The 20927-nt window shown below is 62.9% G+C and carries 22 protein-coding genes; 10 read left to right on the top strand and 12 right to left on the bottom strand.

The annotated features are described in order from the left end of the window. The first annotated feature begins 322 nt into the window (after window positions 1-322). Complete coding sequence (locus tag VRB54_RS20695) at window positions 323-1327, top strand: DUF6515 family protein (RefSeq protein ID WP_338478582.1); 1005 nt, start codon at window positions 323-325, stop codon at window positions 1325-1327. Here VRB54_RS20695 and VRB54_RS20690 read toward each other — a convergent pair. Both VRB54_RS20690 and VRB54_RS20685 read right to left on the bottom strand, forming a co-directional pair. After that, window positions 1324-2217, bottom strand: coding sequence for a cation diffusion facilitator family transporter (locus VRB54_RS20690; RefSeq protein ID WP_338478581.1), 894 nt, complete (start codon window positions 2215-2217; stop codon window positions 1324-1326). The two genes, VRB54_RS20695 and VRB54_RS20690, sit on opposite strands and share 4 nt — an antisense overlap. A gap of 9 nt (window positions 2218-2226) precedes the next feature. Further along, window positions 2227-2646 carry a polyribonucleotide nucleotidyltransferase gene (locus tag VRB54_RS20685; RefSeq protein ID WP_338478580.1) on the bottom strand — a complete coding sequence of 140 codons (420 nt, stop codon included), beginning with the start codon at window positions 2644-2646 and terminating at the stop codon, window positions 2227-2229. Window positions 2647-2813: 167 nt separating this feature from the next. Here VRB54_RS20685 and hrpB point away from each other — a divergent pair, with 167 nt between their 5' ends. Then, window positions 2814-5324: an ATP-dependent helicase HrpB gene (hrpB, locus tag VRB54_RS20680; protein WP_338478579.1), complete on the top strand. Its 2511-nt coding sequence runs from the start codon at window positions 2814-2816 to the stop codon at window positions 5322-5324. A 57-nt stretch (window positions 5325-5381) separates the two neighbouring features. Here hrpB and VRB54_RS20675 read toward each other — a convergent pair whose 3' ends face one another. Then, the gene (locus VRB54_RS20675; RefSeq protein WP_338478578.1) at window positions 5382-6470 is read right to left on the bottom strand and encodes an endonuclease/exonuclease/phosphatase family protein; all 1089 of its coding nucleotides are present in this window, start codon (window positions 6468-6470) and stop codon (window positions 5382-5384) included. 40 nt (window positions 6471-6510) lie between these two features. Further along, entirely contained in the window at window positions 6511-7170 is a 660-nt protein-coding gene (locus tag VRB54_RS20670) for a YciC family protein (protein WP_209985110.1), read from the bottom strand. Window positions 7171-7350: 180 nt separating this feature from the next. Here VRB54_RS20670 and VRB54_RS20665 point away from each other — a divergent pair, with 180 nt between their 5' ends. The 3 genes from VRB54_RS20665 to VRB54_RS20655 all read left to right on the top strand — a co-directional run bounded on the left by VRB54_RS20665 (window position 7351) and on the right by VRB54_RS20655 (window position 9309). After that, window positions 7351-8079, top strand: coding sequence for a DUF2076 domain-containing protein (locus VRB54_RS20665; protein WP_338478577.1), 729 nt, complete (start codon window positions 7351-7353; stop codon window positions 8077-8079). Between the two features lie 116 nt (window positions 8080-8195). Continuing rightward, complete coding sequence (locus tag VRB54_RS20660; RefSeq protein ID WP_338478576.1) at window positions 8196-8672, top strand: NYN domain-containing protein; 477 nt, start codon at window positions 8196-8198, stop codon at window positions 8670-8672. A 25-nt stretch (window positions 8673-8697) separates the two neighbouring features. Next, a complete protein-coding gene (locus VRB54_RS20655) occupies window positions 8698-9309 on the top strand; it encodes a 3'-5' exonuclease (protein WP_231422584.1) in 612 nt (203 codons plus the stop codon). 85 nt (window positions 9310-9394) lie between these two features. Here VRB54_RS20655 and VRB54_RS20650 read toward each other — a convergent pair whose 3' ends face one another. From VRB54_RS20650 to VRB54_RS20645, 3 genes are all read right to left on the bottom strand, one after another. Then, a complete protein-coding gene (locus VRB54_RS20650) occupies window positions 9395-10219 on the bottom strand; it encodes an IS3 family transposase (protein ID WP_422396109.1) in 825 nt (274 codons plus the stop codon). 8 nt (window positions 10220-10227) lie between these two features. After that, entirely contained in the window at window positions 10228-10530 is a 303-nt protein-coding gene (locus VRB54_RS24695) for a transposase (RefSeq protein ID WP_422396060.1), read from the bottom strand. A 160-nt stretch (window positions 10531-10690) separates the two neighbouring features. Next, window positions 10691-10987, bottom strand: coding sequence for a DUF6124 family protein (locus tag VRB54_RS20645; RefSeq protein WP_338478574.1), 297 nt, complete (start codon window positions 10985-10987; stop codon window positions 10691-10693). A gap of 534 nt (window positions 10988-11521) precedes the next feature. On the opposite strand from VRB54_RS20645, the gene yedA reads away from it, so the two are divergent. Both yedA and VRB54_RS20635 read left to right on the top strand, forming a co-directional pair. After that, entirely contained in the window at window positions 11522-12418 is an 897-nt protein-coding gene (gene yedA / locus VRB54_RS20640) for a drug/metabolite exporter YedA (RefSeq protein ID WP_338478573.1), read from the top strand. A 48-nt stretch (window positions 12419-12466) separates the two neighbouring features. After that, window positions 12467-13804, top strand: coding sequence for a DEAD/DEAH box helicase (locus VRB54_RS20635; protein WP_209985088.1), 1338 nt, complete (start codon window positions 12467-12469; stop codon window positions 13802-13804). 123 nt (window positions 13805-13927) lie between these two features. On the opposite strand, the gene VRB54_RS20630 is transcribed toward VRB54_RS20635, so the two are convergent. Continuing rightward, the gene (locus tag VRB54_RS20630; protein ID WP_338478572.1) at window positions 13928-15154 is read right to left on the bottom strand and encodes a TIGR03862 family flavoprotein; all 1227 of its coding nucleotides are present in this window, start codon (window positions 15152-15154) and stop codon (window positions 13928-13930) included. A gap of 171 nt (window positions 15155-15325) precedes the next feature. Then, entirely contained in the window at window positions 15326-16246 is a 921-nt protein-coding gene (locus VRB54_RS20625; RefSeq protein WP_338478571.1) for a histone deacetylase, read from the bottom strand. A gap of 75 nt (window positions 16247-16321) precedes the next feature. On the opposite strand from VRB54_RS20625, the gene VRB54_RS20620 reads away from it, so the two are divergent. The 3 genes from VRB54_RS20620 to VRB54_RS20610 are packed head-to-tail and all read left to right on the top strand — an operon-like array spanning window position 16322 to window position 18395. Beyond that, window positions 16322-16891 (top strand): GNAT family N-acetyltransferase, encoded by a 570-nt coding sequence (locus tag VRB54_RS20620; protein ID WP_338478570.1) that lies wholly within the window; start codon window positions 16322-16324, stop codon window positions 16889-16891. 38 nt (window positions 16892-16929) lie between these two features. Beyond that, the gene (gene tesB, locus VRB54_RS20615; RefSeq protein ID WP_209985074.1) at window positions 16930-17799 is read left to right on the top strand and encodes an acyl-CoA thioesterase II; all 870 of its coding nucleotides are present in this window, start codon (window positions 16930-16932) and stop codon (window positions 17797-17799) included. Beyond that, window positions 17796-18395 (top strand): HAD family hydrolase, encoded by a 600-nt coding sequence (locus tag VRB54_RS20610; RefSeq protein WP_338478569.1) that lies wholly within the window; start codon window positions 17796-17798, stop codon window positions 18393-18395. The genes tesB and VRB54_RS20610 overlap by 4 nt, the downstream gene beginning before the upstream one ends. A gap of 50 nt (window positions 18396-18445) precedes the next feature. Here the strand turns inward: VRB54_RS20610 and VRB54_RS20605 are convergent, their stop codons facing one another. Genes VRB54_RS20605 through VRB54_RS20595 form a run of 3 tightly spaced genes read right to left on the bottom strand, consistent with a single transcriptional unit; the run spans window position 18446 to window position 20774 of the window. Then, complete coding sequence (locus VRB54_RS20605; protein ID WP_338478568.1) at window positions 18446-19417, bottom strand: alpha/beta hydrolase; 972 nt, start codon at window positions 19415-19417, stop codon at window positions 18446-18448. Then, window positions 19418-20305 carry a KPN_02809 family neutral zinc metallopeptidase gene (locus VRB54_RS20600; protein ID WP_057008662.1) on the bottom strand — a complete coding sequence of 296 codons (888 nt, stop codon included), beginning with the start codon at window positions 20303-20305 and terminating at the stop codon, window positions 19418-19420. A 52-nt stretch (window positions 20306-20357) separates the two neighbouring features. Next, window positions 20358-20774 (bottom strand): lipoprotein, encoded by a 417-nt coding sequence (locus VRB54_RS20595; RefSeq protein WP_338478567.1) that lies wholly within the window; start codon window positions 20772-20774, stop codon window positions 20358-20360. Window positions 20775-20927: the final 153 nt, after the last annotated feature.

Genomic DNA, 20927 nt, shown 5'->3' with positions numbered 1-20927 from the left:
GGGCGGGTATCGTTATCAACAGAATCACCGCCTGGACAACAGTCCACAGCAGCTCGCCCAATCAGGCTTGCTGCGGCCGCCACCCCAGCAGGGTTGAGCCGGCCTCCAGGCTGCACACTGTCGACACGACGGCGTGAGGTGAGCCAACGTCAAAAGCGTTGCGCCAGGACGAAATTCTCAAGGGGTGGCCGACGGGTCACCCCTTTTCTTTTGCCCCGGTTTTTACCTGCGATGAAACTTCTTGTGACTGATAACCTGTGCCAGAACCGGGCGAGGCTTTCCCAGTCTCATGTTCAAGCCCTAATCCGCAGTGAGGAATAGCATGAAGCGCATCTGGCGTATGGCAGGTGTTGGTTTGCTGGTGGCAAGCGTCGGCGCGCAGGCATTGGCCGATGAGCGCGATGGCGCGCCGGGGAATGGTCCCGGGCCGAGGCCTCAGGGCGGCGGGCAGCATGAACGCGGGCCGGAAGGCGGCGGGCGGGCGGAAAACAATCAGCCGCGCCCGGAAAATCAGCGCGTTGAACGTGGCGGCCCGAACGCGGGCGGCCAAGGGCAGGGGCGTCCACCGGGCAACGAGCCGGGCCGGCCTGCGCCGCCGCCGTCCAATAAGCTGCCGATCCAGGGGCGCCCGGATACCGTGCGTCAGACCGAGGAACCGCGCCAGGGTTACTACCGCGACATCCCCAGGCGCAACGATGACAACCGGCATTGGGAGGCCGGCGGCCCGGGTTCACGTCCTGGCTTCAACGGCCGTCCCGACGACAACCGCTGGCCAGGCCGCCCCGACGGGCATGGCAACGGCTGGGGCCCCGGCCCGCAACATCGTCCGGGTTACGTCATCGACCGCTTCCCCGACCGCAATTACCGTGTGCCGTACCGGGGCCAGGATTATTTCTTCTCCGGCGGCTACTGGTATCGCCCCCAGGGCCCGCGCTACGTGGTGGTGACGCCGCCGTACGGCATCCGTGTGCAATATTTGCCGGACTACGCGCGCGAAGTGCGGGTGGGCGGTTCGCTGTTGTTCCTCGCCGCTGGCGCCTATTACGCCTATGAGGAAAGCACCCGGCAATACGTGGTCGTGCAACCGCCGGCAGAGGCACCCCCGCCGCCGCAGGGCGAGGGCTATGACGTGGTGGCTTACCCCGCCAGCGGCCAGTCACCGGCCCAGGTGCAGCAGGACGGTTACGACTGCTATCGCTGGGCGGTGCAGCAGAGCGGCTTTGACCCGCGCACCGTCACCTACGCCCCGGACCCTGCGGTGGTACAAGCTTATCGTCAGGCCCAGGGCAACTGCCTGAGCAGTCGCGGTTATCAGGTGCAGTACTAGGCCTTGGCGCCGGTGACCACTTCCTGCGGGTCGGCGTGCACCAGCACTTCGGCGCGCGGGTAGGCCTGGTGAATGGCATCGGCGGCCTGGTCGCTGATGCCATGGGCCACGGACAGCGTCAGTTCCCCCGGCAACTCCAGGTGCAGTTGCACAAACCAGTGATTGCCCGACACCCGCGTGCGCAAGTCATGGGCACCCAGCACACCCGGCACGCTGCGAGCCAGCTCGAGCATGTGCTGGCTGACGTCGGTGGGCAGCTCTTCATCCATCAGCACCGCAAAGCTTTCCCGCGCGATCTGGATGGCGCTCCACAGGATATAAGCCGAGATGCCCAGGCCGAACCACGCATCCACCTGATGAAAGCCGATGCCTGCCAACACCAGTGCCACCAGAATGCTGCCGTTGAGCATCAAGTCGGAGCGGTAATGCAGTGAATCGGCGCGCACCGCGTTGGAGCCGGTTTCGCGGATCACCCGGTGTTGCAGCATCAGCAACGCCACGGTCAGCACCAGGGAAAACACGATCACGCCGATACTCAGCCAGGGCGCACCGACCGGTTCCGGGTGCTGCAGGCGGTGGTAGGCCTGGAAGGCGATCAGCACCGCACTGCCCGCGATAAACAGCGCCTGGGCCATGCCCGACAGCGATTCCGCCTTGCCGTGGCCGTAACGGTGATCGTCATCGGCCGGGCGCAGGGCATAATGCACTGCAAGCAGATTGAGCAGCGACGTCACGCCGTCGAGCAGTGAATCGGTCAATCCTGCAAGCATGCTCACCGAACCACTGAACCACCAGGCAATGGCCTTGGTGACGATCAGCGCACTGGCCACCGCCACCGAGGCGCGGGTTGCCAGGCGCAGGAGCCTGGCGTGTTCGGGACTGCCGGTCATGGGTGATCCTTAAGCGGCGGGCTGCAGGCCCAGGGAAGCCAGTTGTTGCACGCTGCCCTTGAACTGGATCAGGCGCGGGTCATCCAGCGGCAGGCTGCGTCCGGTTTCCTTCTCAATGATCGATTGCAACTTGAGGTTATCGACCTTGCCATCGGCGCCAACGGCTTCGTGAAGTTTCTTCGGATCGACCTGGGCGGTCTTGCCCGGTTCGAAGTAGATCGCGCCGGTGGCGAAGTCGACACCAAAGGCGATCAGGCCGGGGATCACGTAGAACAACAGGCCAATGGCATCGAGCACGGCGATGGTCGGGTCGATCTTGCCGTCGAGCTGGCCACGGCGATCCGGGTACATGATCGAGCCGCAGGCGGTGAGTTGGCTCAGCAGGGTGACGGCCAGAACACCGCCGATGACACGGGAAGCAATACGCATGGAAATCTCCTCAACACAGTTGAAAGTGACTATAAGCCCATTCTGTGGAACGACGCCGACCCAATGTGGGAGCAGGCAAGCCAGCTCCCACCTTTGACCGTATTCTCAGACCAGCGTCGGCATTGGGCCGTTCGCCGTTATACTCGCCGCTCTGCTTTGGAGCCAGTATGAATTCGTTGCCCATCGATGATGTTTTACCCGCCTTGCGTGACGCCTTGGCGATTCGCCATGAAGCCGTGCTGGAAGCACCGCCCGGCGCCGGTAAAACCACCCGCGTGCCGCTGGCCTTGCTGAACGAGCCTTGGCTGGCCGGGCAAACCATCCTGATGCTCGAGCCCCGGCGCCTCGCGGCCCGTGCGGCGGCCGAACGCCTGGCCAGCGAGTTGGGTGAAAAAGTCGGTGAAACCGTTGGCTACCGTATCCGTCTGGACAGCAAGGTCGGGCCCAACACACGCATCGAAGTGGTCACCGAAGGTATCCTCACGCGGCGCTTGCAGGAGGACCCGGCGCTGGACGGCGTGGGGCTGCTGATCTTCGACGAATTCCACGAACGCAGCCTCGATGCCGACCTGGCCCTGGCCCTGAGCCTCAACGGGCGCGAGCTGTTTCGCGACGAGCAGCCGCTGAAAATCCTGCTGATGTCCGCCACTCTCGAAGGCGAGCGCCTGGCCAGCCTGCTGGACGACGCGCCGATTTTGCGCAGCCAGGGGCGCATGTTTCCGGTGCAGATGCGCTGGGGGCGGCCGTACCAGTCCGGTGAGTTCATCGAGCCGCGCGTTGTGCAGGCCGTCCTCGACGCCCTGCACGACGAGACCGGCAGCGTGCTGGTGTTTTTGCCGGGGCAGGCGGAGATTCGCCGGGTCCATCAGCAACTGGCCGACGCCCTGGGCGATCGCGCCGATGTGCTGCTGTGCCCGCTGCACGGCGAGCTGGACCTCAACGCCCAGCGCGCTGCCATCGACCCGGCACCTGCCGGCAAGCGCAAAGTGGTGCTCGCCACCAACATCGCCGAGACCAGCCTGACCATCAACGGCGTGCGTGTGGTGATTGATGCCGGTCTGGCGCGGGTGCCGCGTTTCGACCCCGGCAGCGGCATGACCCGCCTCGACACCCAGCGCATCTCCCGCGCCAGCGCCACCCAACGTGCCGGCCGGGCAGGGCGCCTCGAGCCCGGCGTGTGTTACCGACTGTGGTCCGAAGACCAGCATGAAGGCCTCGCGGCCTATGGCAGCGCGGAAATCCTCGCCGCCGACCTCGCCGGCCTGGCCTTGCAACTGGCGCGCTGGGGCGTGACGCCCGCGCAGTTGGTGTGGCTGGACGTGCCGCCGAACGCCGCGTACGCCCAGGCCCAGGACCTGCTGGCGCGTCTGGGAGCATTGAATGAGGATAAATTGACCGCCCACGGGCAGAAAATGGCCGAGTTGCCGGCCCATCCGCGCATCGCCCATCTGCTGTTACGCGGGCAGGACCTGGGGCTGGCGGACACCGCCTGCCATGTCGCGGCGCTGTTGGGCGAGCGCGATATCCTGCGTGGTGCCGGTGCGGACCTGTACAGCCGCCTGGCGCTGCTGTCCGGCGAAGAGCGCGCCCGTGGTACCCAGGGCGGCGTGCAACGGGCCCGGCAACTGGCGCGGCAGTATCGTGGCTATTTGAGAGGCAAGGCGACGCAGGCCGTGGTCGACCCCGACCACCCGCGCTGGCTCGGCGCCTTGCTGGCGCTGGCCTACCCGGACCGCGTCGCCCGGCAGCGCCGTGCAGGTGGCGCCGAATACCGCCTGGCCAATGGCCGTGCCGCGTTGTTCGCCGAGGCTGACAGCCTGATGAAACAGCCCTGGCTGGTGATCGCCGACCTCGGTAGCCGCCAGGGCCAGCGCGAGGAACGCATCTACCTGGCGGCAGATTTCGATCCGGCGCTGTTCGACACGGTGCTCGCCGAGCAGGTGCGCACGGTCGATCAACTGGACTGGGACGAACGTGAAGGCATGCTGCGCGCCGAACGTCAACGCAAGGTCGGCGAACTGGTGCTCAGCCGCGAGCCGCTCAGCGGCCTGGATGAAAGCGCGCGCAGCCAGGCGCTGGTGAATCTGGTGCGACGCAAAGGCCTGGAGTTGCTGCCCTTTACCCCGGAGCTGCGCCAGTGGCAGGCCCGCGTCATGCTGCTGCGCGAGCTGGATAGGGGCGCGCCCAGCGAATGGCCGGACATCAGCGACAAGGCCTTGCTCGCCAGCCTGGAACACTGGCTGATGCCCTACCTGGGCAAAGTCTCGCGCCTGAGCCATTTCGCCCACCTGGACATTTCCAGCTACCTGCACAACCTGCTGCCCTGGCCGCTGCCGCAACGGCTGGACGAACTGGCGCCTCAGCATATCAAGGTGCCCTCGGGGTCGTCGGTACGCCTGGACTACAGCGAGCAGCCGCCGATTCTGGCGGTGCGTTTGCAGGAACTGTTCGGGCTGGCGGACACGCCGCGCATTGCCGGCGGGCGCCAGGCGGTCAAGCTGCACCTGCTGTCCCCCGCACGGCGGCCGGTGCAGGTGACCCAGGACCTGGCGAACTTCTGGCGCAGTACGTACGCCGAGGTGAAGAAGGATTTGAAGGGGCGCTATCCCAAGCATTATTGGCCGGATGACCCATTGGTGGCGGAGCCGACGGCCAGGATCAAGCCTCGCAAGCCTTAGTGTTGAGGATCAAAAAATGTGGGAGCAAGCCCCCTCCCACATTGATATTTTTGACAGTTATTGCGCGGCCGGCAGCAGGAAGCGGGCAATCACCGGCAGATGGTTGGAAATACGCAACGTATCTTCCTGTCGCACCTTCGCCTCCACCCGCTTGATCCGTGGGCTGTAGAACAGGTAATCGATTGTGCGGTCCGGGCCGTCGATGCCGGGGTCGTTGGGGAAGTGCGTCAGCCATTTTTCCCGGTCGATGCCGCTGGACTCGCTGTTGCTCGGGATCATCGGGTATTTGTCCCACAGCAGGTGCAGCTCGCTGTCCGGCGAGTACTGCCCGCGTTTGTCGGCGTCCAGGCGCAGGTATTGGCCCAGCGGCAACAGGTTGAAATCCCCGCCGATCAACCAGGGTGTGCCCCGGCCTTCGAATTTATCCAGCAACTTCACGGTGGCCTTGACTTGCTCCTGCACCGCACTGCGTCCAGGGGTGTCGCCGTCCAGGCGGGTGTTGAGCACCGCCAGTTGGCCGCCGTCGCTCAGTGGCAGGTAGGTCAGCAGCAAGGCGGGCCTGGGCTGGAACTGGCGGCTGATGAAGTTGGCGTCCGAGGTGGGCAGTTGCAGGCGTTCGGCGTGTTCGATCTGGTAGCGGCTGAGGGTCGCGAGCTTGCGGCCGACGCTGCCGAAGATGTGCAGGCTGGGGACGAAGTCGGCCTTCCAGTCGAAGGCCTGGGCGCTGCAGGGGTAGAGGTCGACCAGGCGTTCCTGCAGCAGGGCCAGTTGGTCCTGGTAGTGGGAAGGCTTGGCGTTTTCGTCGATTTCCTGCAACAGCAGCAGGTCGGGTTGTTCGTCGCGGATCACCCGGGCCACTTCGTCGAGGCTGAAGGCCATGTCTTCGACGGTGGGACGCTCATCCGGGCCGCCGCCGTCGCTGCGGTCGTACCAGAACACGTAGTTCTTGCCGGCCAGGTATTGCACGTTCCAGGTCATCACCTTGAGCGCCTGCCCAGGCAGCAGGGTCGGCGCACGGGGCGCGACGCAACTGACGGGCAAGGTCTGCCTGGCGGCCGGGCGCCAGGTCAGGTGGTAGATCAGGGCGGTGAGCAGGCCGGCAACGATCAGCAGGCCCAGCAGGGTGATGCGCAATAAACGGGTCATCGGCTCGGCTTATGGCGTTTCAGAAGTGGCCGTGAGCATATCACCGCGCGTCGGCATCGCCACCGATCAACATGAATAAACGGAACAGCACCACACTGGTAAACAGCTGCAGAAAGCTGTGCGCGCTGTCCATCACCAGGCCCAGCAGCGGCGCCGGCTCAGGGTAGGCCGCTACGCTCGCGCCCTTGAGCAGCCACAGCGGCGTCATCACACACAGCAGGCACACCAGGATTCGCCAGAAATGCCCACGGGTCAGGCGCAGGCTTTCCTTCATCGCCTCCAGGGCCGACATGCCGCGCAACACCAGCAAGTATTCGGCAAAGGCCAGCACCACCATCAGCCATAGCCCCGGCAGGAAATACAGCGACAGCCCCGCCAATATCAGCAGCGTGCTCATGGCGGTCAGCAGGGCGAAGCGCGGCCACAGGGCCAGGGCCATGGCCCACACATCGCGGGTGCGCGGCGACTCGCCACGGGTGCGGGCATCGAGAAACAGGATCAGCGCCCCGGTGTACAGCGGGTACACCAATAAACCCACCACCACGCTGTAACCGGCAAACGCATCTGCGCCCAGCGTGTGGTCCAGTATCTGTTGCAGCAAGGCTTCGAGGATCACCAGCGGCAGACACAATTGCACGATGGCGCCGAGGTTGTGCCGGGTAAAGCGGAAAGAGTCGCGCAGTACGTCTAACGGATTCATCAGGGTTATCGCAGGCCTGTAAATAAAGGCAACACTTTAACCGATCAGACTCGCAACGACGCAAACGTAAACCTTGCGTAAAGACCATTGAAACAACTCGTAACACCCCCATAACTAGCAGGCACCTGGCCTGATCACAGGCAGGACCCTGATTTCTACCGGCAATCTAACGAGGTCGCCATGAACAGCGAAGAGCAAACCCTGATCGATGGACTGTTTTCACGGTTGCAACAAGCCGAAACGGACTCAGCTCCCCGCGACGCCCAGGCCGAAGCGCGGATCAAGGAGCACATGACTCGCCAACCGGCCGCCGGGTACTATATGACCCAGTCGATCCTGGTGCAGGAGCAGGCGCTGAAAAGCCTGGATGCGCAGAACAAGCAGCAGGCGCAGCAGATCCAGCAACTGCAGGATGAGTTGCAGCGGGCCAAATCCGCGCAACCGGCGCCGGCGAGCGGCGGTGGTTTTCTGTCGAGCATCTTTGGCGGCAGCTCGCGCGATACCCCGCCTGCGCCGTCCAATGCCGGCGGTGGCTGGCGTGAACCGGCGCGGCCTGCGTTCGGCCAGCCTGCGCCGCAGCAGAACTACCAGCAACCGCCCCAGGCGGCGGCTGCAGCACCCGTGGGCAGCGGTTTCCTGGGCGGCGCGATGAAAACTGCCGCAGGCGTGGCCGGTGGTGTGTTGCTGGCCGAAGGCATCAGCAGCCTGTTCCACCACAACCAGCAGCCGCAGGTGGTGGAGGAAATCATCGAACAACCGGCGCCGGCCAGCGATCAAGGCAACTGGGGCAACGACGACCAGAAATTTGCCGGCAATGACAGCTGGGGCAGCAACAACGCCGACAGCTTCGCCGACAACGATTATGCCGACGACTCCTCTTCCTTCGGCGACGACGATACCTTCGTCTGACACACCGGGACCGGGGCGCGCCGTCGTCCCGGTCTGATTTTTCCGGAAACTTTCCTGTGGCTGGCATACTGGCACCCTTTCCGGGCCCTGACGCCTGGCTGTCATGAGGAAGTGCGGTGAAGAAAATTGCAGTGTTCGCCGATGTACAAAACCTCTACTACACCGTGCGCCAGGCCTATGGTTGCCACTTCAACTATGCCGCGCTGTGGGCTGACATCAGCGCGCGCGGGCAGATCGTCGAGGCGTATGCCTATGCAATCGACCGTGGCGACAGCAAGCAGCAGCAATTCCAGCAGATCCTGCGCAACCTGGGCTTTACGGTAAAACTCAAGCCGTACATCCAGCGCAGCGACGGCTCGGTCAAGGGCGATTGGGACGTGGGCATCACCCTCGATATCATGGACGCCGCCGACCACGTCGACGAAATTGTGCTGGCCTCCGGTGACGGCGACTTCGACATGCTGCTCGACCGCGTCATCAATAAACATGGCGTTGAGGCTGTGGCCTACGGCGTACCGGGCCTGACCGCCAATTCGCTGATACGCGCCGCCAGTCGCTACATACCGATTGAAGGCGCGTTGCTGCTCAAATAACTAGTTGGACGGAGTGCAAACAGGTTTGGAACGTATAGCGGTCATCGACTTTGAAACCACTGGCATCACGCCAAGCAGCCACTGCCGCGCGACGGAAATCGGCGTGGTCATTCTTGAGCGTGGGCAAATCGTCGACCGTTATCAGAGCCTGATGAACGCCGGCGTACGTGTACCCGGCTTTATCGAACAGCTCACCGGGATCAGTAACGCGATGTTGCGCAGCGCACCGCCGGCCGAGCGTGTGATGAATGAGGTCAACGAATTCGTCGGCACCACGCCGCTGTTGGCGCACAATGCCGCGTTCGACCAGAAGTTCTGGGACTTCGAGCTGGGCCTGATCCGCCGCACCCGCCTGCAAAAATTCGCCTGCTCCCTGCTGCTGGCCCGCCGCCTGATGCCGGCTGCGCCGAATCACAAACTCGGCACCCTCAACAGCTACGCGCAACTGCCCCACACCGGCAAGGCTCACCGGGCGCTGGCGGATGCGGAGATGGCGGCCAACCTCACGGCGCATCTGGCCCAGGAGTTACGGCGCACCCACGGCTTGCGCGAACTGTCCCATGATTTGCTGTGCACCTTGCAGAAAGTGCCGGCGGCGAAGATCAATGAGCACCTGAAGAAACATCGCGGGTTTTGAGCCTGCCACCCTCTCAAGAACACTGAAAATCCAAATGTGGGAGGGGGCTTGAACTGGTCAAGTAATCTTGGACACTGATTAAGGTTCACGCCGCCAACCTTTCCTTGGAGACCGGCGACCGGTAGTCGTTGTAGCTATGAGGTCTGCTGATGTTGTAGCGCGAGACATAGCGCTGCACGTCTGCTCGGGCCTCATGTTCGAGTTTGTAACCCGTTTCAGGCACCCACTCCGACTTCAAACTGCCAAAGAAACGCTCCATTGGAGCGTTGTCCCAGCACTCGCCTTTACGGCTCATGCTTTGCCTAAATCCATGTTTCAGCAGCAAATTTCTGAATTTATGACTGGTGTACTGACAACCTTGGTCAGAATGAAACAACACATCCTGAGGATGGCCCCGTAGCTCCACTGCCATGCCTAGTGCTTCGCAGGTCAGGTTGGCATCGGAAATCATCGAGAACGACCAGCCTACGATCCTGCGAGCGTACAGATCCAAAATGGCTGCGAAGTACATCCACCGCTTGCCGACCTTGATGTAAGTCACGTCGCCACACCACACCTGATTAACCGCCGTCACGTCAAATTTCCGCTTGAGCATGTGCGGCGCTACCAAGGCCTCCACGCCCGGCGACTTGTACTTATGGCGCCTGCGCTGACGACTAGCGATGCCAGCTTCGCGCATCAAACTGCGAGCCATGTAACGTCCGATACGATGCCCTTTGGCTTGTAGCTCCTTGGACAAAGTACGTGCGCCGGCCGACTCTCTGGACGCCTTGTGGTGCCTGACCAGCGCGGCTTTGAGCTTGTCCCGTTCGGGATTTGCTCTGCCTTGGCGCTGGCGCCAGGCGTAGAAGCTACTGCGGTTGACCCCAAACACCCGGCAACACCTTTTAACGCCGTACTGCTCGTCCAGCTCATCGATCAGCGTGAATGATCTTTGGCGTCCAAAAGCAGGAGAGCACTGGCCTTTTTTAGGATTTCGATATCCAGGTCTTTCTCTCTAAGCAGAGCTTTGAGCCTCTGGATTTCTCGTTGATCAGCGGTAATCGCCTTGGCCCCTACCGGAGTCGAGCCCAAGCGTTCTTTTTGCACTTGATCGATCCAGCGGCGTAGGGCTGTGGGGCCGATATTCAGGCTGGCACAGACTTCGGTAACCGGCTGACCTTCATCCAACACCATGCTGGCAGCCTTGAGCTTGAACTCACTCGAATAAGATTTACGCATATCCAAACACCTCAGATTTGGGCGCTATCATAGCGCCCGATTGAAGTGTCCAAAATCATTAGGCCAGTTCAGCTTGCTCCCGATGGCGGTGTGTCAGGCAACTGATGTGCAACTGAACCACCCCCATCGGGAGCCCCCTCCCACATGGGTTATGCGGTGATCATCCAGGTTGCACACACTCCAACGCCCGATCCACCACCCCTCTCGCCATTTCCACCAAATGCATCACTGCCCGCTGTTGCGCATTCATGGCGTCCCTGGACGAATGCGCTGTCTCCACTGCGCAATGCAGCAAATCCGCCGCATGGGCCAGGGCGTCTTCGAAGCTCAGGTTGTCATTCAGGATGAAAGTGGGCGCATCCGGGGCGGACGCTTTGAGGTAGTGGTCGATGGCGCGGCGATCGAGCAGGGCGTCTTCGCTGGAGAAGCGGGGTGGGTTGGGGGTGACTTTGACCATGGTGAAACTCCTTGCTGGAAGAAGTTGGCACCGTCCGCTTGCACGCGAAGAGGGTGGCAACTGTGCGTAGGTGTGCAAGACCGGGGCAAGAAGTAAAACCCAGCAGACCCGAAGGTCTCCCACGCACAGCTGCCATAACTGGCAAGCACAAAGCAAAAGCTGAGCGCTAAGCTGCGTTGATTTGTAATTCTTATTGCCGCCGGACTTGCACGTCCGGTCACCGAAAACTCAATGACCGAGCGAGACTAGCTACCTGATCCGACGGAAACAAGGCCGTGGGATTCTCTCGGAAACGTCCCGCAAATGATAGGGATCGGTCTTGCGGGATGCTAATGACGCTATCGGGAGCAAGCTCCCTCCCACATTTTGAAGGTGTTCACAGCGCAAAGTGTGGGAGGGGGCTTGCTCCCGATGGCAGTAGACCAGCCACCCCCTTCCGAAAAGTGTACGGCCCGTTTAAACAGGTTTTGTAACTTATGTTTAACAATCCGTCTTCCTAAAATAAGCACCCATCTCCTGCCATAGAGCCGCCCCATGCCTGGCCCCCGTCGCTTTCCCTTGCCCTTGATCGCTGCCTTTTTCGCGCTGTACGTCATCTGGGGCTCCACTTACCTGGTGATTCGCATTGGTGTGGAATACTGGCCGCCGTTGTTGCTGGCGGGGATTCGGTTCTGCACGGCGGGCGCGTTGATGTATGGCTTTCTCAGATGGCGTGGCGTGCCGGCGCCGACCTGGCCGCAGTGGAAGGCCGCCGGCATGATCGGTATTTTGCTGCTCACGGTGGGCAATGGCGGCGTCAGTGTGGCCGAGCATATGGGTGTGTCGTCCGGGGTGGCTGCGCTAGCCGTGGCGACGGTGCCACTGTTTACCTTGCTGTGCGGCTATTTCTGGGGCGCGCGCAATACGCGGCTGGAGTGGGCGGGGGTGATTCTGGGGATTATCGGCATTGCCATGCTCAACATGGGCAGCACACTGCAATCGAGTCCGATGGGCGCAGTGCTGCTGTTGATAGCAGCGGCTTCCTGGGCGTTTGGCTCGGTGTGGAGCCGGCAACTGTCGCTGCCCCAGGGCGCCATGGCCAGTGCGGCGGAAATGCTCGTGGCGGGTGTGGCGCTGTTGCTGGTCAGTGCGCTGTCCGGCGAGCACCTCAAAGCCCTGCCGCCGCTGGAAGGCTGGCTGGCCCTGGCCTACCTGACCGTGTTCGGCTCGATCATCGCCTTCAACGCTTATATGTACCTGCTCAAAAACGTACGCCCGGCGGCAGCTACCAGCTATGCCTATGTGAACCCGGCCGTCGCCGTCTTGCTGGGGATTGTCTTTGTGGGGGAAAGCATCGGCCTGGAGGAGGCCTTCGCGATGCTGGTGATCATCAGCGCCGTGTTGCTGATCAGCCTGCCCCAATGGCGCAAGCCCAAACCGGAAATAAGGTAAACTGCGGCGCATTACGCCTTTGCGCTGAATTTTTCCTACGGTAAACACATGACTTTCGCCACCCTTGGCCTGATCGAACCCTTGCTGCGCGCCCTTGAGACGCTTGGCTACCAGACCCCGACGCCAGTGCAGGCGCAAGCCATTCCGGCGGTGCTGGCCGGTCGCGACCTGATGGCAGCGGCCCAGACCGGCACCGGCAAGACTGCCGGTTTCGCCTTGCCTCTGCTGCAATTGCTGACGATGGAGGGGCCGAAAGTCGCCGCCAACTCGGCGCGCGCGCTGATCCTGTGCCCTACCCGCGAGTTGGCCGAGCAGGTTCACGCCAGCGTTGCCGAGTACGCGCAGAACCTGCCGCTCACCACCTACGCGGTGTATGGCGGCGTGAGCATCAACCCGCAGATGATGAAGCTGCGCAAGGGTGTCGACATTCTGGTCGCCACGCCCGGCCGCCTGATCGATCTGTTCCGCCAGAACGCGCTGAAACTCAACCAGTTGCAAACCCTGGTGCTGGATGAAGCCGACCGCATGCTCGACCTGGGCTTCTCCGAAGAGCTGGCGAACATCTACCGCATGCTGCCGAAAAAGCGTCAGACCCTGCTGTTCTCCGCGACCTTCTCCGATGAGATTCGCACGCTGGCCGGGCAGATGCTCAACGACCCGCTGAGCATTGAAGTCAGCCCGCGCAACGTCGCCGCCAACACCGTGAAGCAGTGGGTGGTGCCGGTGGACAAGAAGCGCAAGGCCGAGCTGTTTGTGCACCTGATGCGCAAGGGCCGCTGGAAGCAGGTGCTGGTGTTCGCCAAGACCCGCAACGGTGTGGATGCGCTGGTGGACAAGCTGCAAGGGTTGGGCATCAACGCCGACGGCATTCATGGTGATAAACCCCAGGCCACGCGCCAGCGTGCGCTGGACCGTTTCAAGAGCAGCGACGTGCAGATTCTGGTGGCCACCGACGTGGCGGCCCGTGGCCTGGACATCGAAGACCTGCCGCTGGTGGTCAACTTCGACCTGCCGATCGTCGCCGAAGATTACATCCACCGCATCGGCCGTACCGGGCGTGCGGGCAATACCGGGGAAGCGATTTCCCTGGTGTGCGCCGATGAAGTGAACATGCTGTCGGCCATCGAGATGCTCACGCGTCAGACCCTGACCCGCAAGATGGAGCCGGACTTCGAACCCGAGCACCGCGTGCCGGACACCGATGCCAGCGGGCAGGTAGTGAAGAAGCCGAAAAAGCCGAAGAAGCCCAAGGCATCCGGCGGTGGTGGGGGCAAGCGCAATTTGGGCAAGTGGGTGGAGAGTGGTGACTCGGCGCCGGTTGAACCGTCGATCAAGCCGGTGCGCAAGGTGCCGGTGTTCAATACCGGGCCGCGCAAGAAGAAGTGATTTTGCGGCGCTGCTGATGGCCCTATCGGGAGCAAGCCCCCTCCCACAGTTTTGATCTGTGAATACATTCAAAATGTGGGAGCTGGCTTGCCTGCGATGGCGGGCCCGAAGACAGCACAACGATCAGCGCTGAAGCCAGTTCAGCATCCCCCGCCCAGCCGCTCTGCCACTGGCAAAACACCCCGTCAGCAAATACCCCCCGGTCGGCGCCTCCCAATCCAGCATCTCCCCCGCACAGAAAACCCCCGGCAATTGCTTGAGCATCAAGCGCTCATCCAGCGCCTCGAACGGCACACCGCCTGCGGTGCTGATGGCCTCATCGATGGGGCGCGTCTTCACCAGGGTCAACGGCAATGCCTTGATATCCACCGCCAGCTGCGCGGGATCATTGAAGTGCCCAGCCGGCGTCAACTCGCGCAACAGCGCTGCCTTGACGCCGTCCACTCCCAGTTGACTGTGCAAATGCTTGCTCATCGAGCGCGAACCGCGCGGTTTGGCCAGTGCAGCCTGGACCTTGTGCAGCGGCTTGCTGGGCAGTAGATCAATATGCACGGTGGCCGCGCCGTCACGGTTGATGGCCTCACGTATCGGCGCCGACAGCGCGTAGATCAGGCTGCCCTCGATGCCGGTGGCGGTGATCACGCATTCCCCCAGCCGGGGCTTGTCGTCGCCCAGCCCGATGGCGACATTCTTCAACGGCGCGCCGGCGAATTTGCTGACCATCAATTCGCTCCAGGTCGACACCTCAAACCCGCAGTTGCTCGGTTGCAGACGAACATAGGGCACGCCTTTGTCTTCCAGCAACTTGAGCCAGGCGCCATCGGAACCCAGGCGTGACCAGCTGCCGCCGCCCAGGGCCAGCAGCACGGCATCACTGCGCACGGTCTTCTCGCCGTCCGGGCTGTGGATAAGTAAATCGCCCTCCCTGTTCCAGCCCAGCCAGCGATGCCGGGTGTGGATAACCACGCCCTGGTCACGCAGGCGCTTGAGCCAGGCGCGCAGCAGCGGTGCGGCTTTCATGTCAGCGGGAAATACGCGGCCGGAGGTGCCGATAAAGGTCTGGATACCCAGGCCATGGATCCATTCGCACAACGCTTCGGCACCAAACTCACGCAGCAACGGCGCCAGGTGCGGCGCCCGTTCGGCATAGCGGGCCACGAACGCCGGGTACGCTTCGGAGTGGGTGATGTTCATGCCACCCACCCCCGCCAGCAGGAATTTGCGCCCCACCGAGGGCATGCCGTCGTACAGGTCCACGCGCACGCCGGCCTGGCTCAGGACTTCGGCGGCCATCAGCCCGGCTGGGCCGCCGCCGATGAGGGTGACGTGATGAGGTGGGGTCTGAGGCATGGGCAGGGCTACGGTGCTGTGAATAAGCCCGGCATTCTACCGGACGCGACGCCGGCTGCCTGATCAAAAAACATACACTTTCCTGCAGGCCTTACGGATAAATGCCTACAGGCGCTTACGCTCAAGTTATCCACAGGCCGTTCCACAGCCATTGTGGGTAACGCCCAGCGTTCAGTGACACCCTGATGACGTCCACACCCGCTGCGCGCTGTGGTGCAGGATGCCGTGGCGGCGCGCGAGGGCAGGCCGGTCCTTGCTGTAGCCGCCGCCGATCACGCCCATCACTGGAATGTCGCGGCCCAGGCAGTGGCGCATGACGGCTTCATCGCGGGCGGCGACGCCTGAGTCTGTCAGCTTGAGGTAGCCGAGGGCGTCGTCCTTGTGCACATCCACGCCGGCGTCGTACAGCACCAGGTCGGGCTGGTACAGCGGCAGCAGGTAGTTGAGCGCATCGTCGACCACCTTGAGGTAATCGGCGTCGCCCATGCCCATGGGCAGCGGAATGTCCCAATCGCTTTGGGCCTTGCGCGCGGGGAAGTTCTTTTCGCAGTGCAGCGACACGGTGATGGCGTCCGGCGTGTCGTGGAGAATGCGTGCGGTGCCGTCGCCCTGGTGCACGTCGCAGTCGAAGATCAGCACGCGGTTGACGCGGCCGCTGGCCAGCAGGTAGTGGCTGATTACCGCCAGGTCATTGAAGATGCAGAAGCCCGCCGGGTAATCGTAATGGGCGTGGTGGGTGCCGCCGGCCAGGTGGCAGGCCAGGCCGTGTTCGAGGGCTTGCTCGGCGGCGAGCAGGGAGCCGCCGACCGCACGCACGGTGCGCCTGGCCAGGGCTTCGCTCCAGGGCAGGCCGAGGCGGCGCTGGTCTTCGCGGGACAGTTCGCCGCTCATGTAGCGTGCGATGTAGCCAGGTTCATGGGCCAGGGCCAGAATCTGCGGCGGGCACAATTCGGGGCGCAGCAGGCGGCTGTCTTCGGTCAACCCGGTGGACACCAGGTGGTCGCGCAACAGGCGAAACTTGTCCATGGGAAACCGGTGGTCTGCCGAGAACTCAGGGCTGTAGTCATCGTGATAGATCAATGGCAAAGGCATGGGATTTTCTGACGGGAACCTGCGAAGGATCTTACCAGCGCTGTACACTCTCGCACATGGCAAGGGAGGGGACCCATGGAGCCGATACTCGAACTGCACAGCGCGCGGCTGATCATGCGCCAATGGCGCGACAGCGACCTGCCGGAATTTGCACGCATGTGCGCCGACCCGCAGGTGATGCGCTATTTCCCGGCCACCTTGAGCCACCTGCAAAGCGCCGCGTTGATCGGCCGTATTCGTGGCCATTTCGCTGAATACGGCTTTGGCCTGTGGGCCTTGCAACGCAAGGACAGCGGCGAATTCATCGGCCTTACCGGGTTGCAGCATGTCAGCTTTGAGGCAGGCTTTACGCCTGCGGTGGAAATCGGCTGGCGCCTGGCCCGCGAACACTGGGGGCTGGGTTATGCCAGTGAGGCGGCCTGGACCGCTCTGCGCTGTGGGTTCGACCGCTTGCAGCTGGATGAAATCGTCGCCTTCACCACCGAGGCCAATTTGCCATCGCAAAAAGTCATGCAGGCCATCGGTATGCATTACGATCCCCAGGCAGATTTTGAACACCCCAAGGTCGCAGCCGATGACCCGCTGCGCCCACATGTTTTGTATCGCATCACCCGCGCCCAATGGTTGGACACGCTGCACGGATAAGCAGCCCGGAATGCCCCGTAGATTTTAGGAGTTGCTCTATGAGCCAAGTATTGGAAGATCTGGTGGACTTGCTGACCCTGGAACCGATTGAGGAAAACCTCTTTCGCGGCCGCAGCCAGGACCTGGGTTTTCGCCAGTTGTTCGGCGGTCAGGTGCTCGGCCAGTCGCTGTCGGCCGCCAGCCAGACCGTGGAAGAAGCGCGCCATGTGCATTCCCTGCACGGTTATTTTTTGCGCCCAGGCGATGCCGCCTTGCCGGTGGTGTATTCGGTGGACCGCGTGCGTGACGGCGGCAGTTTCAGCACGCGCCGGGTGACGGCGATCCAGAAGGGCAACCCGATTTTCACCTGCAGTGCGTCATTCCAGTACGACGAGGAAGGCTTCGAGCACCAGACCACCATGCCTGTCGTGGTGGGGCCGGAAAACCTGCCGTCGGAGCTGGAGCTGACCCAGCAGCGCGCGCACCTGATCCCCGAGCACATGCGCGACAAGCTGCTGTGCCCCAAGCCCATCGAAGTACGCCCGGTCACCGAGCGCGACCCCTTCAACCCGCAGCCGTCCGACCCGGTCAAATACGTGTGGTTTCGCGCCGATGGCGCCCTGGCGGATGCGCCGGCGCTGCACAAGTACCTGCTGGCCTATGCCTCGGACTTCGGCCTGCTGACCACCTCGCTGCTGCCCCATGGCAAGACCGTGTGGCAAAAAGATATGCAGGTCGCGAGCCTCGACCACGCGCTGTGGTTCCACGCCGACCTGCGCGCCGACGACTGGCTGCTTTACGCCATGGACAGCCCGTGGGCCGGTAATTCCCGTGGGTTCTCGCGGGGCAGCGTGTACAACCGCGCCGGGCAACTGGTGGCGTCGGTGACTCAGGAAGGCCTGATTCGTCATCGCAAGGACTGGGCATGAGCCTGGCAGAGGTTAAGCACTGGGTGTTCGACATGGACGGCACCCTCACCGTGGCAGTGCATGACTTTGCGGCCATTCGTGTGGCCCTGGGCATACCGCCCGAAGACGACATCCTCTCCCATCTGGCCGCGTTGCCGGCCGATATCGCAGCGACCAAACATGCCTGGTTGCTGGAGCACGAGCGCGAACTGGCGCTGGCCTCGACGGCAGCCGAGGGTGCGGTGGCGCTGGTGCGCGAATTGGCTGCGCGCGGTTATCGTTTGGGCATTCTGACCCGCAACGCGCGGGAGCTGGCCCACGTCACGCTGGCGGCGATTGGCCTGGCGGACTGCTTCGCCGCTTCGGACGTGCTCGGCCGTGAAGACGCACCGCCCAAACCGGAACCGGGTGGATTGTTGAAGCTGGCGGCCGCCTGGGGCGTGGCACCGGGCGAGATGGTGATGGTGGGGGATTACCGCTTCGACCTGGATTGCGGACGCGCGGCGGGGACGCGGACGGTGTTGGTGAACCTGCCGGAGAACCCGTGGCCGGAGCTGGCGGATTGGCATGCCGAGGATTGCGGGGTTTTGCGCCGGATGATCCAGGCCAGTCAATAGAAATCAAAAAGGTGGGAGCAAGCCCCCTCCCACATGTTTATCCGGTTTCGTCATTTGAACAGGGCTTTCTGGCCCTCCGGCGAGGTGAACATTCTGTCGCCGTCATGCCCCACCCCGGGCACTTCCACCAGCCTGTGGCTCAACTGCGGATGACGCAGCTTGAGGTAGTCAAAATAGTTGTGCCCACGAATCAACCGATACGCGCCCTGGGTTTCAGCTTCGCAGCTTTTATCCAGCGCCGGGTGGTTGGGGTCGGTGTCTTGCTGGCCCAGCAGGTAGGTGATATCCCGCGACACGTAGGCCTGTTCCAACTGCTGGGGCCCCTGGCCCCTGGCGTAATCGGGCAGGTTTTGCATGCCGTATTTCCAGTCGTTGAAGCCCGGGCAGCGGGCGGCCTCGAACTTCACCGGGCGTTGCGGGCTGAAGTACGCATAGGATGAGGGGTTGGCCACCACGTAACGCAGGCTGATGCCTTCGGTTTGCAGGGTTGGGTGAGCCTGGCCGGTGAGGGCGAAGCGCTGCACCACTTGGCCGCCACCGGAGTGGTCGGCGACCACGATCTGTTTCAGCGCCGGGAACAGTTTGCGGTCGCCCAGGTGCTTGATGATCTGGTCCAGCGCACCAAACGAGCTGATCTGGCCCGGGCCGGTGGACGATGCGCCGCCCATCCAGTCATTGCCATGCCAGCGCAGCAACTGATCGCTCAAGTGATTGCGCTTCACGTCCGCCTGGTTGAGAAACTGCGGCGCGATCACCAGCGTTTCAGCGCCGACGCCGGCCTGGCGGGCGGCATCGACCCCGCTGCGCAGGTAGGTCTGCGCGTTGCGCAGGCGACCATGCACGATGATCAGCGCCCGCGTGACCTGGGGCATCGGCTGGCGCCAGTCCTGGCTCAAGCCCAGGCTCAGGTCGCCGGCCTGCAGGTGAAAGCGGTCAGGGCTGACCTCCTTGACGCCGTGTTCGGCCGCCAGGGTTGAACAGCACACCAGCAGACCCAGCAACACACCCCATCGTTTGTTCATTTAGAGACTCTTGGCTGCAAAGGTGTCGCATTGAGTGATCTGGCCACCTGCGAAGCCGGTCTTGAACCAGCGAACCCGCTGTGCCGAGGTACCGTGGGTAAACGAGTCAGGCACCACGCGGCCCTGACCCTGTTGCTGCAAGCGGTCATCGCCAATCGCGTTGGCGGCATTCAGCGCTTCTTCGATATCGCCCGGTTCCAGCCAGTTCAGGCGCTTTTGCGCGCGGTTGGCCCATACCCCGGCAAAGCAGTCGGCTTGCAGCTCCTGGCGAACCAGCAGGCCACCGTCGCCTTCCATCGGACGGCCCTGCTGGCGGGCGGTCTGAATCTTGGCCGAGATGCCGAGCAGCGTCTGCACGTGATGCCCGACTTCGTGGGCGATCACGTAGGCCTGGGCGAAATCGCCGGCGGCCTGGAAACGTTGTGACATTTCCCGGAAGAAATCCAGGTCCAGGTACACCTGCTGGTCGGCCGGACAGTAGAACGGGCCGCTGGCCGAGGTGGCGCCACCGCAGGCGGAATTCACCCGGCCACGGAACAGAATCAGTTTCGGGTTGGTGTAGGTCAGGCCGTTTTCCTTGAACACCTGGCCCCAGGTGTCTTCGGTGTCGCCCAGCACGGCGCGCACAAAATCAGCCTGCTCGTCGTTGGCCGGTGGTGCCTGACGTGTTTGCGGGCTCACCGAAGGCGCTTGCTCTGCCTGGCCGGTCAGCTCGCTGAGGATCTGCATCGGGTTCTGGCCGGTCAGCCAGCCAATGCCGACGATCAGCACAATGGCCGTGAGGCTCAGGCCCTTGCCGCCGCCGAAGCGCATGCCGCCACCGCCGCCGCCACTGTCATCCCGGGCATCCACCACGTTGTCGCTGCGTCGGCCTTTTTTCCATAGCATGGTGCAATCCTCTTGATGAAAGGTCCTACAAAAATATTGATTGAGTATGGCCTTATTGGCGGCAATACCCTTCGCCGGTGGCGACGATCAAGCAGTCTTTTTTATCCGCCAGCCATTTAAGGCCAGTGGCCTCACCGTCCCCGGCGCGCAGTATCTGCGGGCCGTCCGGGCGGGTGAAGGCGATACCGTCCTCGGCTTCTTCACCCTTGAAGGTGCCGGCGTCCTCGGCATCCAGGCCGTATTGCATGGTCAGGATGTAGTGCCCACGGCCAATGGCGTCGTCCTTGGCGATGGTGAGGTTCAGGCCTTCGACGCCGATCCATTTGCCCACCCATTGGTCGGTGGGCGGGGTTGGCGGCACCAGGGTCGCCTGCACCGATGGCGGCGCAGGTTTGGCTGGTGCCTTGTCCTCATGGTTACAGGCGGCAAGCAAGGCCAGGGTGGAGAGCAGGAACAAGGTTTTTTTCATGGCAGGCAGGCCTTGGTTAAAAAATGTGCAATGCGGACGCTAACGTGCAGGGTTGGACCCAAACCCGGTGATTTAGTGCGCTGTTCGCCCGGTGTTTGGTTATGCTCTGAGGGCAGACCCTTGCCCGGCTGCTAGATTATTCGGTTGAGTGCC

It is taken from the genome of Pseudomonas trivialis (assembly GCF_036864995.1).
Classification (GTDB): Bacteria; Pseudomonadota; Gammaproteobacteria; order Pseudomonadales; family Pseudomonadaceae; genus Aquipseudomonas; species Aquipseudomonas trivialis.
This window is presented reverse-complemented; position numbering and strand designations above follow the sequence as displayed.

What these genes read in the sequence shown, in the direction of transcription:
- VRB54_RS20620 (WP_338478570.1), top strand. Translation starts at nt 16,322, where the DNA reads ATGGAGCCGATACTCGAACTGCACAGCGCGCGGCTGATCATGCGCCAA.
- VRB54_RS24695 (WP_422396060.1), bottom strand. Translation starts at nt 10,530, where the DNA reads ATGCGTAAATCTTATTCGAGTGAGTTCAAGCTCAAGGCTGCCAGCATG.
- VRB54_RS20630 (WP_338478572.1), bottom strand. Translation starts at nt 15,154, where the DNA reads ATGCCTCAGACCCCACCTCATCACGTCACCCTCATCGGCGGCGGCCCA.
- VRB54_RS20665 (WP_338478577.1), top strand. Translation starts at nt 7,351, where the DNA reads ATGAACAGCGAAGAGCAAACCCTGATCGATGGACTGTTTTCACGGTTG.
- VRB54_RS20625 (WP_338478571.1), bottom strand. Translation starts at nt 16,246, where the DNA reads ATGCCTTTGCCATTGATCTATCACGATGACTACAGCCCTGAGTTCTCG.
- VRB54_RS20595 (WP_338478567.1), bottom strand. Translation starts at nt 20,774, where the DNA reads ATGAAAAAAACCTTGTTCCTGCTCTCCACCCTGGCCTTGCTTGCCGCC.
- hrpB (WP_338478579.1), top strand. Translation starts at nt 2,814, where the DNA reads ATGAATTCGTTGCCCATCGATGATGTTTTACCCGCCTTGCGTGACGCC.
- VRB54_RS20600 (WP_057008662.1), bottom strand. Translation starts at nt 20,305, where the DNA reads ATGCTATGGAAAAAAGGCCGACGCAGCGACAACGTGGTGGATGCCCGG.
- VRB54_RS20670 (WP_209985110.1), bottom strand. Translation starts at nt 7,170, where the DNA reads ATGAATCCGTTAGACGTACTGCGCGACTCTTTCCGCTTTACCCGGCAC.
- yedA (WP_338478573.1), top strand. Translation starts at nt 11,522, where the DNA reads ATGCCTGGCCCCCGTCGCTTTCCCTTGCCCTTGATCGCTGCCTTTTTC.
- tesB (WP_209985074.1), top strand. Translation starts at nt 16,930, where the DNA reads ATGAGCCAAGTATTGGAAGATCTGGTGGACTTGCTGACCCTGGAACCG.
- VRB54_RS20675 (WP_338478578.1), bottom strand. Translation starts at nt 6,470, where the DNA reads ATGACCCGTTTATTGCGCATCACCCTGCTGGGCCTGCTGATCGTTGCC.
- VRB54_RS20685 (WP_338478580.1), bottom strand. Translation starts at nt 2,646, where the DNA reads ATGCGTATTGCTTCCCGTGTCATCGGCGGTGTTCTGGCCGTCACCCTG.
- VRB54_RS20610 (WP_338478569.1), top strand. Translation starts at nt 17,796, where the DNA reads ATGAGCCTGGCAGAGGTTAAGCACTGGGTGTTCGACATGGACGGCACC.
- VRB54_RS20690 (WP_338478581.1), bottom strand. Translation starts at nt 2,217, where the DNA reads ATGACCGGCAGTCCCGAACACGCCAGGCTCCTGCGCCTGGCAACCCGC.
- VRB54_RS20695 (WP_338478582.1), top strand. Translation starts at nt 323, where the DNA reads ATGAAGCGCATCTGGCGTATGGCAGGTGTTGGTTTGCTGGTGGCAAGC.
- VRB54_RS20635 (WP_209985088.1), top strand. Translation starts at nt 12,467, where the DNA reads ATGACTTTCGCCACCCTTGGCCTGATCGAACCCTTGCTGCGCGCCCTT.
- VRB54_RS20645 (WP_338478574.1), bottom strand. Translation starts at nt 10,987, where the DNA reads ATGGTCAAAGTCACCCCCAACCCACCCCGCTTCTCCAGCGAAGACGCC.
- VRB54_RS20605 (WP_338478568.1), bottom strand. Translation starts at nt 19,417, where the DNA reads ATGAACAAACGATGGGGTGTGTTGCTGGGTCTGCTGGTGTGCTGTTCA.